Origin of the sequence: Bradyrhizobium sp. 1(2017) (assembly GCF_011602485.2) — a bacterium.
Lineage (GTDB): Bacteria > Pseudomonadota > Alphaproteobacteria > Rhizobiales > Xanthobacteraceae > Bradyrhizobium.
Window position 1 is genome coordinate 1,239,154 of the sequence record NZ_CP050022.2, and the last position, 15,847, is coordinate 1,255,000.

Here is a 15,847-nt window from a genome sequence, read left to right on the forward strand (position 1 = left end):
ATCGCGACTTACGATTTCGGCCCGGTCGGGGGCACCGTATAGCGCGTTGCGTGGCTGCCGACGAGGGCCGTGGAGCGCACCGAGGCCCCCGCGTCGATCAGGGCAGCCTTGATTTTGTCGATGCTGGTCGCGCCCGTGACCGAGACCAGCAGGGCCGCGCCGTCAAAGGCGGTGTCGGGCACCGCCACGATCTCGGCGAGCGGCGACAGGGCGCGCGCGACCTCGGCGTTCCACCCCGACACGCGCACGCTGAAGGTCTCGACCTCCGTCACCAAAGCGCTGTCGGCGACGCGGGAGATCGCGAACACCGGCAGTGCGGCCGGATGGTCGGCGCGCTCGACGAAGGGCATCCGCGCGATGATCTTTGGCGCGCCGTCTTGCTCGAGCGAGAGCCACCATGGCGTGCGGCTGGAGGTGGCCGAGACCAGCGCCAGATCGCCCTTGGATTTCGCCACCGCCTCGACCGCGGCCTGCGCGCTGAAATGCGCGACGTAAGGCACCGTGAAACCAAAATGGAAGCGCGCGGAATCGCGCATCGCCGGCTCGCTCACGGAGATGTCGGCATGCACGGAGAACGGCGCCTGGACATAGGTGAAGGTCGAGATGATGACGCGCCAGATGCTCTCGACCGTGTCGAGCGGCAGGATGCCGCGATGACGCTGGACGATCTCGCGCATCATGGCGGCCTCGCGCGCCGGGCGGAACGCAGAGCCGACCTCCTGGGTCTGCTTGACCTGGATCAGGCGGTCGATGATGTCGCCGCGCTGCATCAGCAGGCGATGCATGCCCGCGTCGATCTCGTCGATCTCCTTGCGCAATTCCTGAAGCGATGGTGGCGCGGGCGGGCGTTGGGACATATCTGACAGGCGCTGTTGAGAGGCGTTTGGAGGCGGATCGGCCGGTGCCGTCACCGCTGCGGTCAGTGTCTTGATTAGGCAGTCAGGGCGGCGAAAGCAAAGAGAAATGACGGTCTTTTCGGCCCGCGGCCGGGAGGCAAATCCGGTTGAACCCGGTCGCGACTTGACGAAAACCGCCCAAGCCAGTAGATTTTGCCTGTTCCGTGGTCATTTGAGCCGGCCGGCTTGCAGCCACGTTAAAAAACTCGCTAAACAGGCCGGGGACGCTTCCGATCCCGGCCGAACCTATCGTTCAGGCCGGGTTTTTCATGGCCTGATGTCACTGCGGTCTCGAGTCTGATCGCAAATGAGGTCGATGGTCAGATGGGCAGCGTCAAGTCGATTCCGAGTCCCGCGATCAGCACCGATGATCGGTCGCATGAAGTTGATCATCCGAGCTCGGAGGTCATGCATTTCGGCGCCGACCAGCCGCTGCGGCTCGATTGCGGCGTCGATCTCTCGCCGTTCCAGATCGCCTACCAGACCTATGGCGAGCTGAACGCCGATCGCTCCAATGCCGTTCTGATCTGCCATGCGCTGACGGGCGACCAGCATGTCGCCAATGTGCATCCCGTCACCGGCAAGCAAGGCTGGTGGGACACGCTGGTCGGTCCCGGCCGCCCCATTGATCCCAGGCACTACTTCATCATCTGCTCCAACGTGATCGGCGGCTGCATGGGCTCGACCGGTCCGGCCTCGATCAATCCTGCGACCGGCAAGGTGTGGGGCCTGGATTTCCCTGTCATCACCATCCCCGACATGGTGCGCGCGCAGGCCATGCTGATCGACCGGCTCGGCATCGACACGCTGTTCGCGGTGGTCGGCGGCTCGATGGGAGGGATGCAGGTGCTGCAATGGACGGCGGCTTATCCTGCCCGCGTCTACTCCGCGCTGGCGATCGCCTGCTCGACGCGGCACTCGGCGCAGAACATCGCCTTCCATGAGCTCGGCCGCCAGGCCGTGATGGCCGATCCCGATTGGCACAATGGAGGCTATGCCGACCGCGGCATTCATCCGCATCGGGGCCTCGCGGTGGCACGCATGGCGGCGCACATCACCTATCTCTCCGACGCCGCGCTGCACCGGAAATTCGGCCGCCGCATGCAGGATCGCGAGCTGCCGACCTTCTCGTTCGACGCGGATTTCCAGGTCGAGTCCTATCTGCGCTACCAGGGCTCGTCCTTCGTCGAGCGCTTCGACGCCAACTCCTATCTCTACCTGACGCGCGCGATGGACTATTTCGACATCGCCGCCGATCACGGCGGCGTGCTGGCGAAGGCGTTTGCCGGCATCAAGACGCGCTTCTGCGTGGTCTCCTTCACCAGCGACTGGCTGTTTCCGACCTCGGAATCGCGCGCGCTGGTGCATGCGCTGAATGCGTCGAGCGCGCGGGTGTCGTTCGCCGAGATCGAGACCGATCGCGGCCATGACGCCTTCCTGCTCGACGTGCCCGAATTCTTCGACATCTCCCGCGCCTTCCTGCAGTCGGCAGGCAAGGCCCGCGGACTGAAGGATAGTTAGCATGTCCGTGCAGGAAGTCTTGCCGCTCGACGGCGTCGCGACCGGGCAGTCCGGCGATTTTCGCGCCGATCACCGGCTGGTGGCCGAAATGGTGAAGCCGGGCTCGAAGGTGCTCGACGTCGGCTGCGGCGAGGGCGATCTGCTCCAGCTGCTGGAGACGCACGGCATCGACGGCCGCGGCATCGAGCTGTCGCGCGAGGGCGTCAACCGCTGCGTCGCCAAGGGCCTTGCGGTGGTGCAGGGCGATGCCGACACCGACCTCGTGAACTACCCCGATGATGCGTTCGACTACGTGATCCTGTCGCAGACGCTGCAGGCGACGCGGCAGCCGCGTGTGGTGCTGGAGAATCTCCTGCGCATCGGCCGCCGCGCCATCGTCTCGTTCCCGAATTTCGGCTTCTGGAAGATGCGGCTCCAGCTCCTGATCGGTGGCCACATGCCGCGCACCGAGAATCTGCCGGCGACCTGGTACGACACCGCCAACATCCATTTCTGCACCATCAAGGATTTCGTCGAGCTCTGCGACGAGATCAACGTCAAGATGGAGCGTTCGGTGGCGCTCGACCTCTACGGCCGCCCGGTGCCGCTGAACCTGCCCTGGTGGGTGTGGAACATGTTCGGCGAGCAGGGCGTGTTTCTGCTGAGCCGGGGCGGCGGGAAGTAGTTTCCTCGTCATTGCGAGGAGCTCTTGCGACGAAGCAATCCAGGCTGTCTCCGCGAGGGATTCTGGATTGCTTCCTACGCTCGCAATGACGGGATTTGGCTGCGCGGGTGCCTAATGCGCCGCCAGCGACCGCGGATCGCGCACCGGCCACCGTCCTGCTTCCACCAGCGTCACGAACCGCTCGACGCTCTCGTTGAACAGCGCGGGCTCTTCGAGATTGAGCACGTGGCCGGACTTCGGAAACATCGCGAGCCCCGCCGCCGGCAGATGCTTCTTCAGAAACAGGCTTGGTCCGACGCACGGATCGTCCTCGTCGCCGCAGATGATCAGGGCCGGCGTCGCAACGCCCTTGATCGCATCCGTCATCGTGTAGATCGATGGACGGCCGCCCTGGAAGCCGCGCATCGTGCGCGCCGATCCCTGGGCATCGTGCCGCGCGAGCGCTGCATAGAAGTCGGCGTGGCCGCGCGGGTCCTTCACGAGGAAGGGAATCCGGCTCGGCGCCTCGCGCGTGACCTTTGCGACTTCGACTGAGCCTGATGTCTCGAACTGCTCGGCATTGGCGCGGCACTGCTGGCGCCAAGCGTCGAGGTTCTCGATCTCCGAGCCCGAGCCGACGCCGGCCAGGGTCATCGACAATGCGCGCTGCGGCGCGTTGAGCCCGATCTGGAGCGACGAATAGGCGCCCATCGAGAGTCCGACGAGATGCGCGCGTGCGATGGCGAGGTGATCGAGCACGGCAAGCGCATCGGTGTAGAAATGCTTGAACGTGTAGACGTCGCCATCGGGTACGTCCGACGGCGCATAGCCGCGCCCCGAATAGGTGATGCAGCGGTGACCGCGCGAAAAGTAGCGCATCTGCGGCTCCCAATTGGTGTAGTCGGCCGCGAACTCGTGCAGAAAAATGATGGGCGATCCCTGGCCCGCTTCCTCGAAATAGATCCGGACGTCGTCCCTCGTCGTGGCGTGGGGCATTAACCTTTTCCCTCTCTTTCAAGCCGCGTTTGAGGATCGCAGTTAATGCTGGTGTCTGCAATGCGGCAGCAACGGACGAGCATCAGCGCAAAATCATCGCAGCCATTCGCCGACGTCGCGTCTTTTTCTCGCCACATCGGGCGGCTTAACGGCCAGACGGAGGTCGGCGGCCGCACAGGCCGGCGGGAAGTGGGGGTGTAACGAGGATGAAGAATGTTAGAGTTGTTTGCGTCTCGCCTGTCGCGTTGTGTTGTTGCGATGGCGATCTTCTTCGCGGCGGTCGCCGTGTTCGTTTCTCCGGCCTCAGCGCGGCCGCATCATCGTCATAGCGCAGAGCGGCACGGTTACGTGCATCACGCCAGGCATCATCACTCCCGTCATTATCGTCACCATGCCCGCAGCTCGCGCTTCGAGCGCAGCGCGGCGCAATTGCAGGCGAGCGGATTTGCCAACGCCCAGGCAAGCTATGATCCGAACGCCAATGGCGGCGGCATCGCCAATAACGGCATGGCCAATAACGCCGTGAGCAGCGGCAGCCTCGGTGGCGGATCGGGCCTCGTGTCCGAGGCGCGCCGTTATATCGGAGGCAACCCGACCGGTCGCGGCAGCCTGTGGTGCGCCCGGTTCATGAACATGGTGCTGCAGCATACCGGGCATCAGGGCACCGGCTCCGACATGGCGAGCTCGTTCGCGCGCTACGGGACCCGTGTCTCCGGTCCGCAGGTCGGTGCGATCGCGGTGATGTCGCGCGGCCGTCGCGGCGGTCATGTCGGCATCATCACCGGCATCGATGCGCAGGGGAATCCGATCATGATCTCCGGCAACAACGGCAACCGCGTCCGCGAAGCACCGGTCTCGCGCGGCCGGATCTATGCCTATGTGATGCCGAACTGACGACGGGGCCGTAGGGTGGGCAAAGGTGCGAAGCGTCGTGCCCACCAGCGGTGTGTCAATGTTCGAGAGCCGGAGTGGTGGGCACGCTTCGCTTTGCCCACCCTACGGCAGCTCAGACGAGCTTCGGCTCTTCCACCGCCACCGCATCGCCGACGCCGATCTCGCCGCCCTCGATCACTTCGGCATAGATCCCGCAGTCCATATGGCCGAGATGGCGCGAAAGCGTCGGTGGTATCTCGAGATCGCGCTCTGCGGTGACAGGATCGACATTGGTGGCCGGGCAGCGGACGATGCGCTTGACCACTTCCAGCCGCGCCTCGCCGATCGCGAGCGTCTGGCCAACCATATCGAGCTCCGACCAGGCCGGCCAGCCCTTCACGTAGAGATTGGCGCGGAAGCGCAGCGGATGCACCGCGACGCCGCCGAGCATGGTCTCGATGGCGCGGACGCTGTCGAGATTGATGATGGAGACGACTTTGCGCGCGACGTCGGAGAAGCTGTGGTCGCGGCCCGACAGCACTTTTGGCGGGCCCTTCAGCTCCGGCTGGAAATTCTCGCTGAAATAGGCCTCGATGGCGGCGCGCCCGGCCGCGGTCTCGAGATCGCCGGTGGCGACGATCTCGCCGTCCTTGCGGATGATCAGGCGGTTGGTGGCGTCGTCGAACCGGCTGTCGAGGGACGCCAGCCGCTCGTTCCGCGCCAGCATCAGGAACTGGATTTTCGGCTTCCAGGCCGGGGCGTCGGGATCGAAGCCGCTTGGGCCGTTCTCGATGGCGTAGCGGCGATCGGCGGGCAGGGTCTCCCCGCGCCGCAAGGTCACGCGGGGCAGGGCTTCCGGCGTCAGGCCCTTGATCGGGTAGCGGTAAAGGCCGGTGATCTCGGCGGTCTGGCTGGCTGTCATGCCGCTACTTAGGGGATTCGGCCGGGCGTCGCCAAGCGGGCCGATCAGCGCACGAATTTGTGAAGTCGGCTCTTCCGATCCGAGGACATGCTTCCCACATCTGGGTCAGGCCGGCACCAGCGCCGGCTGATAAACGACCGCTGCCGGTTGAGGAACGTCAACGCAGGCACCGGAAACCCAATGAAGATGCCGTTTGGGGTGCCTTAGAGGGCCCCGAGGGCAGGCCGAGGGACAGAAAAGATGAATATCGACAAATACACCGAACGCTCCAGGGGCTTCATCCAGTCCGCGCAGTCGCTTGCGATGCGCGAGGGGCACCAGCAGTTCTCCACCCTGCACGTCCTGAAAGTCCTCCTGGACGACAATGAGGGGCTCGCTGCCGGTCTCATCGACCGTGCGGGCGGCAATTCCCGTGCAATTCTCAAGGCGACGGAAGACGCGCTCGGCAAGGTGCCGAAGGTCTCCGGCGGCGGTGCCGGGCAAATCTATCTGGCGCCCGAGCTCGCCCGCACCTTCGATGCGGCTGAGAAGGCCGGTGAGAAGGCCGGCGACAGCTTCGTCACTGTCGAGCGGTTGCTGCTCGGCCTGACGCTGGAGAAGGCCAGCGAAGCCGGCGCCATCCTCGCCAAGGGCGGCGTTACCGCGCAAAATCTCAATGCGGCGATCGAGGCCCTGCGCAAGGGCCGTACCGCGGACTCGGCCACCGCCGAGAACGCCTACGACGCGCTGAAGAAATATGCCCGCGACCTGACCCAGGCGGCGCGCGACGGCAAGCTCGATCCGGTCATCGGCCGCGACGAGGAGATCCGCCGCACCATCCAGGTGCTGTCGCGCCGGACCAAGAACAATCCCGTGCTGATCGGTGAGCCCGGCGTCGGCAAGACCGCCATCGCCGAGGGCCTCGCGCTGCGCATCGTCAACGGCGACGTGCCGGAGAGCCTGAAGGACAAGAAGCTGCTGTCGCTCGACCTCGGCGCACTGATCGCCGGCGCGAAATACCGCGGTGAGTTCGAGGAACGGCTGAAGGCCGTGCTCCAGGAGGTCACCGCCAGCGAGGGCGCCTTCATCCTGTTCATCGACGAGATGCACACGCTGATCGGCGCCGGCAAGGGCGACGGCGCGATGGACGCTTCCAACCTGCTCAAGCCGGCGCTCGCCCGCGGCGAATTGCACTGCATCGGGGCGACCACGCTCGACGAGTACCAGAAGCACGTCGAGAAGGACGCCGCGCTGGCGCGGCGTTTCCAGCCGATCTTCGTCAGCGAGCCCTCGGTCGAGGACACGATCTCGATCCTGCGCGGGCTGAAGGACAAGTACGAGCAGCACCACGGCGTGCGGATCACCGATTCCGCCCTCGTGGCCGCCACGACCCTGTCCAACCGTTACATCACCGACCGCTTCCTGCCCGACAAGGCGATCGACCTCATGGACGAGGCTGCGGCGCGGCTGAAGATGCAGGTCGATTCCAAGCCGGAGGAGCTGGATTCGCTCGACCGCGAGATCATCCGGCTCAAGATCGAGCAGGAGGCGCTCAAGAAGGAAAGCGATGTCGGCTCCAAGTCTCGGCTCCACACGCTGGAGAAGGACCTGGCCGAGCTCGAGGAGAAGTCCGCGGCGCTGACCTCGCGCTGGAGCGCGGAGAAGAACAAGCTCTCCGACGCCCAGAAGCTGAAGGCCGAGCTCGACGGCCTGCGGGTCGAGCTGGCCAACGCGCAGCGGCGCGGCGAATTCCAGAAGGCCGGCGAGCTGGCCTATGGCCGGATCCCGGAGCTGGAGAAGAAGCTCGCGGATATCGAAGCCAAGGATAATTCGATGCAGAACTCCGGCGAGATGATGGAGGAGGCCGTTACCGCCAACCACATCGCGCAGGTGGTCTCGCGCTGGACCGGCGTGCCCGTCGACAAGATGCTGGAAGGCGAGAAGGAGAAGCTCCTGAAGATGGAGGAGCAGCTCGGCAAGCGGGTCGTCGGCCAGGCCGAGGCCGTGCGTGCGGTCGCGACCGCCGTGCGCCGCTCGCGCGCGGGCCTGCAGGACCCGAACCGGCCGACCGGCTCGTTCATGTTCTTGGGCCCCACCGGCGTCGGCAAGACCGAGCTGACCAAGGCGCTCGCCGAGTATCTCTTCAACGACGAGACCGCGATGGTCCGCCTCGACATGTCCGAATACATGGAGAAGCACTCGGTCTCGCGGCTGATCGGCGCGCCTCCGGGCTATGTCGGTTATGACGAGGGCGGTGCCCTCACCGAAGCGGTGCGTCGCCGGCCTTACCAGGTCGTGCTGTTCGACGAGATCGAGAAGGCGCACCCCGACGTCTTCAACGTCTTGTTGCAGGTGCTCGACGACGGCCGTCTGACCGATGGCCAGGGTCGTACCGTCGATTTCCGCAACACGCTGATCATCATGACCTCGAACCTCGGTTCGGAGTTCTTGGTGAATCAACCCGAGGGCGAAGACACGGCTGCCGTGCGCGAGCAGGTGATGGGCATGGTTCGGGCGCACTTCCGCCCCGAATTCCTCAACCGCGTCGACGAGATCATCCTGTTCCACCGCTTGCAGCGGAGCGAGATGGGCCGGATCGTCGAGATCCAGTTCGCGCGGCTGCAGAAGCTGCTGACCGATCGCAAGATCGTGCTGACGCTCGATGCCGCAGGCCGCGACTGGCTCGCTGCCAAGGGCTGGGACCCTGCCTATGGCGCAAGGCCGCTGAAGCGCGTGATCCAGCGCCACCTCCAGGATCCGCTCGCCGAGATGATCCTGGCGGGCGACGTCAGAGACGGCGACAGCGTCGCGATCTCGTCCGAAGGCAACGTGCTGACTTTCAACGGCAAGGCGCCGCAGACCGCGGAGATCGCCCCGTTCGAGGCGCCGGTGGCGAAGCGAAAGCTGAACTGAGCGGCGGCGATTGACGCTGAGACGATAAGCGCCCCGGAGAGAGCAATCTCCGGGGCGTTTGCTTTGCCATGGACCAGCTAGCTGATCGCGGACGCGGAGCCCGGATCGGCCGGACCTTCCTCGTCGCCGTCCTCTTCGAGCTCCGACAAGATGTCCACGAGTTCGCGCACGCGGCCCTGCGCCAGCGGCCGCAAATCGTTGATCATCGGCTCGTCATTGGCGAGCCAGGCCCGAGCCTCGGCAAGCTCCTCGACGGTCGCGCCGGTTCCGATGATTCTGGGCAATGGTGACATCGTCGGCCCGGTCCACGGCCTTGACGACGTCGTCGCGTGAGAGGCGCGTCATGGGCGATCCTCCTGCTGGGGCGCTTCCGTCAGCCTCTAACCGGAAGTCCCGCGTGCGGGTTCCGTTGGCAGGCCTCGTCCGGCGGATGCTATTTCTTCGTGACCTTGTAGATCGCGTTCTCCAGGTCCGACGAGACGTAGATGACGCCGGTTGCGCCAATCGCGACACCCGTCGGAATATGCATCGGCAGGCCGCTCGGCGCGCCCGTCAGGCCGATCGGGAGGTTGGCCGCGATCTCGGTCACCTTGCCGCTGTCCGGCACGATCTCGATCAGCCGCTTGGCGCCGACTTCCGCCACGACCAGCTTGCCGTCGCTCGTGCGCGCGATGCCTTCGGGCATTTTCAGCTCCTTGGCGACCACGGTCTTCTTCCCATTGCCGTCGATCCTGGAGACGATGCCTGCAAAGGCCTCGGTGACGTAGACTTCGTCGCTTGCCCCACGAACGAGGCCCACGGGGCCCTCGAGATCGCCGATCAGCGTGGTGCGATCCTTGCCGTGCTCGCCGCTGACCTTGACCAGCGACTTGGTGCCGAGCTCGGCCACCAGGATGCTGCCGTCCGCGAGCATGATCGCGTCATGCGGCGCCTTGAAGCCGTGCAGCATGTCGCGCGCTGCGCCGCTCTTGCCGTCGATCACCTGCACCGTGCCGGTGAACCAGCTCGACAGGATCACGTCGTTGCCGCGCGCCGTCGCGCTCATCGGATATTCGAGGGAGACGCCTGCGGCGTGCATGCGCGCCTTCTCGGTGATCTCGCCGGTCACCGCGTCCACAATGCGATCGGCGAACACGTCGGCGACGTGGATCGTATCCCTGCCGTTCTCCGAGGTGACACCGATGCCGCCGGGCAGGGCGAGCTTGCCGATGATGATCTGCTTTGCCTGTCCGGTCGCCGGATCGACCTCCTGGATGCCGTTGTCAGCCATGTTGGACACGTAGATGCGGTCCTTGTCGTCGATCGCGAGATTGTCCAGCGACGGCTTCAATTGCGCGACGATGGTCTTGGTGCCGGACTTGGGATCGACCCGCACGAGCTGGCCGAGCGCAGTGTCGACCACGAACAGATTGCCCTTGGAATCGAAATTCACCGCGGCCGGGACCTTGAAGCCATCGGCGACGACGGTCAGCTCGGCCTTGTCGACGTCGACCTTGGCGACCTGTCCCTTGAACCACAGCGGACCGTAGAGCTTGTCGTCGGGACCGAACTCGAAGCCGTTGAGGCCGCCCATTTTCTCCATGATCTGGCGGGGCGGTTTGACGCCCTCGACGTCGATCTCATAGAGCGTGTCGCCGAGGAAGACGGTGGTGGCGTAGAGCCTGCCGTCCTTGCGGAAGGCGAGCGAGTTGATGCCGGGAAGGCCGCTCGCGAGCTTCTTGATCGGGCCGTCGCCCTTGCGCGCATAGAGATCGCCGGCGAGGAAGCCGGTCCAGGCCATGGTGCCGTCGGGCGCGAATGCGATGTCGTCGGCCATTCCGACCGGAGCGGGAATTGCAACCTTGGCGGTACCGCCCGCGATGTCGACCTCGTAGAGCGCGGCGCCCGCGACGCTGCCGGCAAACAGGTGGCCGGCCTTGTCGACGGCGAGCCCGTGCACGCCGTGGAATGCCGAGCCCGGGACGAGCTTGGTGATCTCCCAGGTTTCGGCCGAGGCGCTCGTGGCGGCGAAAAGCACAGCGACGGCGGCAGCGCAGGCGAACCTGTTCTTCATGGCGAGACCTCCCGTTTTTGGAAAGTATTCGCCCGTCACGCCGCTTTGGCAAACGAAACTTGACGTTGTGACGCCGCAAGGCGGCCTTGCTGCGCAGCAAGCCGTGTTTGAAATCCTGTTTGAAAATGTTCGGCCGTTACAGGCCCGCCACTATCAGCGGTTGCTGACCTGCAACGGTCCACCGGTTGCGTCCGACATGCGGGCGATGGCGCCGCCGCGGCCGCTCATCATGCCGTCGAGCCGGTCGCGCTCCTTCTCGAAGCTTGCCAGCATCGGACCTTCCAGCGAGCGACCGCGCGGCAGCTTCACACGCATCGGGTCGACGAAGCGGCCGTTGACCAGGATCTCGTAGTGGACGTGCGGGCCGGTCGACATGCCCGACGAGCCGACGAAGCCGATCACCTGGCCCTGCCGCACCTTCTTGCCGACTTCCATGCCCTTGGCGAAGGCCGACATGTGGCCGTAGGCGGTCTCGTAGCCGTTGGAGTGCTTGATGCGGATGTACTTGCCGTAGCCGCCCTCGGGGCCGGCCTTCTCGATCATGCCGTTGCCGGAGGCGAAAATCGGCGTGCCGTAGGCGGTGGCCCAGTCGACGCCGGTGTGCATCTTCACATAGCCGAGGATCGGATGGCGGCGGCCGCCGAAGCCGGAGCGCATGATGGCGTTGTTGACGGGCTTCCTGACCAGGAACTTCTTCGCGCTCTTGCCGGTCTCGTCGTAATAGTCGACGACGCCGTCGTCGGGGCTCTGGTAGCGATAGTATTTCTTGGTCTCGCCGCCGACGGTGAGCGAGGCAAACAGCACCTCGTTCTTCTCGGTCGCGGTCACGCCCTCGTCCTCGCCGGCATAGAACACGTCGAACGAGTCGCCCGGCTGCACCTTGCGCTGGAAATCGACGTCGTAGGAGTAGATCTTGATCATGTCCTCGATGACCAGCATCGGCACCTTGTTGCGCATCGCGGTCTCGTAGATGCTCTGGTAGAGCCGGACGCCGGAGCCGTCATCATCGTCATCGTCGTCGCTGTTGGCGTTGGCCGCAGCGTCGGCGACGTTGTTCATGCTGGAGACGTCGACCGCGACGTATTTACCGAGATCGGACAGCGCCGCGATCGCCTCGACCATGGTGTCGTTGGCGACGACGACGCGGTAGGGCTGCAGGCGGGCGCCGGGGCTTGCGGGCGCCATCAGGATGCGGAGCTTCTCGCCTTCCTTCAGGCCGCCGTCGCGGCCGCGCGGACCGAGCGTTGCGGTGATCGCCTTGATCTCCTCGGCAGTGGCGCCGAGATCGCGCAGCACGCTGCCGACGCTGTCGCCCTTCCTGACCGTGTGGACGCGCTCGCCGTTGGGATTGCCGCCGGTGATCTGCTCCTTGGTCTTGGGCAGCAGCGTGACGTTTTCCGGCACCACGCGGGTCTCGAAGCCGGCATAGGGATCCGATGACGACGCTTCGGGGGCGTAGGCGCTTCTGATGTCGGAGGGACCGGCCGCACCGGAAACGTCGGCGGTGGCATTGGAGAGCGAGGCGTAGCGCACCCCGCCATTGCCGCGCCAATTGGCGGCGTCGCGCACCCGCATCAGGATGTCGTCGAGCGCCACCACCGCGGAAATCTTCGCCTTCGGCAGCACCGGCGACAGGTCCTTGGTGACGAAGGAGACTTCGGCGTCGGGCTCGACGGCTTCGGGATTGTTGGGATCGTCGGAGGCGGTCTTCGGGTCGGAGCCGACGTCGGTGAGCAGGCGCTGGGCGTTGAACGGCGGGATCTTCGCCGACAGATCGCTCGTCGTCATCGACAGATTGCCGGCGATCCGGACGAAGGGGCGCACCCGCATCACGTCGCGGTTGCCGACGCGGGCGACCGTGGAGACGCGCATGATGTTGCGCGAGGCCGTGGATTCGCTCGGCGGCGGCAGGCGGTCGCTCTTGTGCAGCGTGGCGGCGCGATCGCCGGCGCCGAAGGCACCGCGCAGCGCGCCTTCGACCCGCTCCGGCACCTTGGCGAAGGTCATCTCGCCGTCGAGCGACGCAAAAACGGCGCCGCCGATCAGGGCTGCGCCGCAGAGTCCGGTCAGAATTGTCCCGCTGAACCATTGCACCGAGACGCGGCGGCGATCGATGACGGCGGCCTCGGAACCATCGACGGATAGCGGCGGCTCGTGGCCGAGATCGATGATCCCGGTCTCACGCCCGTAAGCGCCGCGTGACGTCCTGTGGTTCAACCCAAGTCCCCCAATTCAACGACCCAAAAGCCCGGTCCCCAGCCTCTTCCCCGTCGCCCTCTTCGAGGCGTATCGCAGGACAAAGCCGAGCCGCGTAGGCGTTCGCGGTCAGAAGGCCCGATGACGGGCCGGCCGAAATTACGAACAGCTAAACGGAAAAAAGGTCTCTCGATGTCTCTCGAATGTCGGAAGAAGGCCGCGTCATCTGCAAGATCGCCTTCCTCTGACCCCATGAAAATCGCCGGCAGCCCCCACTGGCATCACCCGCGATTCAAGCTTGTCTCTTACCAGAACGCCGCGGGATTGTGGCTCAAGTACGGCGCCTAATATGGAAAAGTTTCTTGAACGGCTGAGGCTTACTGCCCGCCCCGGCGGCAGAGGATAGCCTGGTTTGGGGCGGGAACGCGGATTTACCCCGGGGGCGGGCGAGTGCGTCCGGGGAAGCCAGGGCCGCGTCCGGAGGGGGAGGGCCCAAGGCAGCCTCAGGAAGCCCCTCCCGAGCCCGCTGGGGCGCAAACTTTTTTTCAGATTTTTTACCCTGCCGCGCCGGTTCGCCGGCTCACAGGCCGTCTAATCGACTGGAATCGCTGGAATTTTTCCAACGATCCCCTGTGCGACGATTTGTTGACGATTGGCGTTGACAGCCCGGAAGGCGGGGCCTATAACCCCAACCACTGAGCGCGGCGCCGCCGGGTCACTGACCGAGGCGAGCGAACGCGCCACTGATGCTCCTCACCTTGTTGAGTGACACAACAGCCGACACAAGTCGGTTGGAGTTCATCCATCGTCGGTAAGGGTGTCGGAACCCTTCCTGCTAGGGAAGGTTGGGGCCTCCACGGTCCCGGGCTGTTTGACAAGTGAAGATGAAGAAAGAGAAACGTGGACGGCGGAGTCCTTGCGGGTCTCGCTTCTGAAAAGCTTCGGCTTTTCTGATCGAGACCGGACGAAAGACTTCGGCGGTACACGTTTTAAAGGTTACACCATCGTTGCCAGCGATGTGAATCGCAGGCAGCTCGTCGACTTCGGTCGATGAAAAATGGTGGGACCTCGTCAAACGTTGTGATCAGCCGGTTCAAAGTTCAAGTCCAACTTGAGAGTTTGATCCTGGCTCAGAGCGAACGCTGGCGGCAGGCTTAACACATGCAAGTCGAGCGGGCGTAGCAATACGTCAGCGGCAGACGGGTGAGTAACGCGTGGGAACGTACCTTTTGGTTCGGAACAACACAGGGAAACTTGTGCTAATACCGGATAAGCCCTTACGGGGAAAGATTTATCGCCGAAAGATCGGCCCGCGTCTGATTAGCTAGTTGGTGAGGTAATGGCTCACCAAGGCGACGATCAGTAGCTGGTCTGAGAGGATGATCAGCCACATTGGGACTGAGACACGGCCCAAACTCCTACGGGAGGCAGCAGTGGGGAATATTGGACAATGGGGGCAACCCTGATCCAGCCATGCCGCGTGAGTGATGAAGGCCCTAGGGTTGTAAAGCTCTTTTGTGCGGGAAGATAATGACGGTACCGCAAGAATAAGCCCCGGCTAACTTCGTGCCAGCAGCCGCGGTAATACGAAGGGGGCTAGCGTTGCTCGGAATCACTGGGCGTAAAGGGTGCGTAGGCGGGTCTTTAAGTCAGGGGTGAAATCCTGGAGCTCAACTCCAGAACTGCCTTTGATACTGAAGATCTTGAGTTCGGGAGAGGTGAGTGGAACTGCGAGTGTAGAGGTGAAATTCGTAGATATTCGCAAGAACACCAGTGGCGAAGGCGGCTCACTGGCCCGATACTGACGCTGAGGCACGAAAGCGTGGGGAGCAAACAGGATTAGATACCCTGGTAGTCCACGCCGTAAACGATGAATGCCAGCCGTTAGTGGGTTTACTCACTAGTGGCGCAGCTAACGCTTTAAGCATTCCGCCTGGGGAGTACGGTCGCAAGATTAAAACTCAAAGGAATTGACGGGGGCCCGCACAAGCGGTGGAGCATGTGGTTTAATTCGACGCAACGCGCAGAACCTTACCAGCCCTTGACATGTCCAGGACCGGTCGCAGAGATGTGACCCTCTCTTCGGAGCCTGGAACACAGGTGCTGCATGGCTGTCGTCAGCTCGTGTCGTGAGATGTTGGGTTAAGTCCCGCAACGAGCGCAACCCCCGTCCTTAGTTGCTACCATTTAGTTGAGCACTCTAAGGAGACTGCCGGTGATAAGCCGCGAGGAAGGTGGGGATGACGTCAAGTCCTCATGGCCCTTACGGGCTGGGCTACACACGTGCTACAATGGCGGTGACAATGGGATGCTAAGGGGCGACCCTTCGCAAATCTCAAAAAGCCGTCTCAGTTCGGATTGGGCTCTGCAACTCGAGCCCATGAAGTTGGAATCGCTAGTAATCGTGGATCAGCACGCCACGGTGAATACGTTCCCGGGCCTTGTACACACCGCCCGTCACACCATGGGAGTTGGTTTTACCTGAAGACGGTGCGCTAACCCGCAAGGGAGGCAGCCGGCCACGGTAGGGTCAGCGACTGGGGTGAAGTCGTAACAAGGTAGCCGTAGGGGAACCTGCGGCTGGATCACCTCCTTTCTAAGGATGGTTCTTCAGAAGCTTGCTTCTATCGAACCGTTTTAGAAACATCAGTGGCCAACAGATCGCCAGATCGTTGAGCTGCATTGGCGGGATTTCGCCGTCTTCGTTTCTCTTTCTTCGCGGACGAACACGCGCTGGGGCTGCAAGTTTGCAGAAACCCTGGTCCTTAACAGGATATGCGTTAGGGGCTTGTAGCTCAGTTGGTTAGAGCGCGCGCTTGATAAGCGTGAGGTCGGAAGTTCAAGTCTTCCCAGGC

At 63.9% G+C, this 15,847-nt stretch carries 10 protein-coding genes, 1 tRNA gene, 1 rRNA gene and 1 riboswitch (1 of these 13 cut by a window edge); of the genes, 6 read left to right on the forward strand and 6 right to left on the reverse strand.

The genetic code is table 11. The features are described 5' to 3' along the window. Positions 1–8 precede the first annotated feature (8 nt). Positions 9–857, reverse strand: coding sequence for a chorismate mutase (locus tag HAP40_RS05930; protein WP_166818674.1), 849 nt, complete (start codon positions 855–857; stop codon positions 9–11). A 193-nt stretch (positions 858–1,050) separates the two neighbouring features. Further along, a riboswitch (SAM riboswitch) is annotated at positions 1,051–1,130 on the forward strand. Between the two features lie 90 nt (positions 1,131–1,220). Between HAP40_RS05930 and metX the strand changes: the two genes are divergently transcribed. After that, positions 1,221–2,417, forward strand: coding sequence for a homoserine O-acetyltransferase MetX (gene metX, locus HAP40_RS05935; protein ID WP_166818673.1), 1,197 nt, complete (start codon positions 1,221–1,223; stop codon positions 2,415–2,417). Position 2,418: 1 nt separating this feature from the next. After that, positions 2,419–3,081 carry a methionine biosynthesis protein MetW gene (gene metW / locus HAP40_RS05940; protein ID WP_166818672.1) on the forward strand — a complete coding sequence of 221 codons (663 nt, stop codon included), beginning with the start codon at positions 2,419–2,421 and terminating at the stop codon, positions 3,079–3,081. A gap of 111 nt (positions 3,082–3,192) precedes the next feature. Here the strand turns inward: metW and HAP40_RS05945 are convergent, their stop codons facing one another. After that, positions 3,193–4,056, reverse strand: a complete 864-nt coding sequence (locus HAP40_RS05945; RefSeq protein WP_166818671.1) for an alpha/beta fold hydrolase — start codon at positions 4,054–4,056, stop codon at positions 3,193–3,195. Between the two features lie 213 nt (positions 4,057–4,269). Between HAP40_RS05945 and HAP40_RS05950 the strand changes: the two genes are divergently transcribed. After that, a complete protein-coding gene (locus tag HAP40_RS05950) occupies positions 4,270–4,950 on the forward strand; it encodes a TIGR02594 family protein (RefSeq protein ID WP_166818670.1) in 681 nt (226 codons plus the stop codon). A gap of 112 nt (positions 4,951–5,062) precedes the next feature. Here HAP40_RS05950 and HAP40_RS05955 read toward each other — a convergent pair whose 3' ends face one another. After that, positions 5,063–5,851: an MOSC domain-containing protein gene (locus tag HAP40_RS05955; protein WP_166818669.1), complete on the reverse strand. Its 789-nt coding sequence runs from the start codon at positions 5,849–5,851 to the stop codon at positions 5,063–5,065. Between the two features lie 240 nt (positions 5,852–6,091). Here HAP40_RS05955 and clpB point away from each other — a divergent pair, with 240 nt between their 5' ends. Next, entirely contained in the window at positions 6,092–8,743 is a 2,652-nt protein-coding gene (gene clpB / locus HAP40_RS05960) for an ATP-dependent chaperone ClpB (RefSeq protein WP_166818668.1), read from the forward strand. A 77-nt stretch (positions 8,744–8,820) separates the two neighbouring features. On the opposite strand, the gene HAP40_RS05965 is transcribed toward clpB, so the two are convergent. From HAP40_RS05965 to HAP40_RS05975, 3 genes are all read right to left on the reverse strand, one after another. After that, positions 8,821–9,027: a hypothetical protein gene (locus HAP40_RS05965; protein WP_246741163.1), complete on the reverse strand. Its 207-nt coding sequence runs from the start codon at positions 9,025–9,027 to the stop codon at positions 8,821–8,823. Positions 9,028–9,176: 149 nt separating this feature from the next. After that, positions 9,177–10,796, reverse strand: a complete 1,620-nt coding sequence (locus HAP40_RS05970; RefSeq protein WP_166818667.1) for an SMP-30/gluconolactonase/LRE family protein — start codon at positions 10,794–10,796, stop codon at positions 9,177–9,179. A 153-nt stretch (positions 10,797–10,949) separates the two neighbouring features. After that, the gene (locus tag HAP40_RS05975; RefSeq protein ID WP_166818666.1) at positions 10,950–13,013 is read right to left on the reverse strand and encodes a M23 family metallopeptidase; all 2,064 of its coding nucleotides are present in this window, start codon (positions 13,011–13,013) and stop codon (positions 10,950–10,952) included. 1,086 nt (positions 13,014–14,099) lie between these two features. Between HAP40_RS05975 and HAP40_RS05980 the strand changes: the two genes are divergently transcribed. Then, positions 14,100–15,588, forward strand: a 16S ribosomal RNA gene (locus tag HAP40_RS05980). Between the two features lie 188 nt (positions 15,589–15,776). Next, positions 15,777–15,847: transfer RNA gene (locus HAP40_RS05985), tRNA-Ile, on the forward strand; it runs 6 nt beyond the window's last position.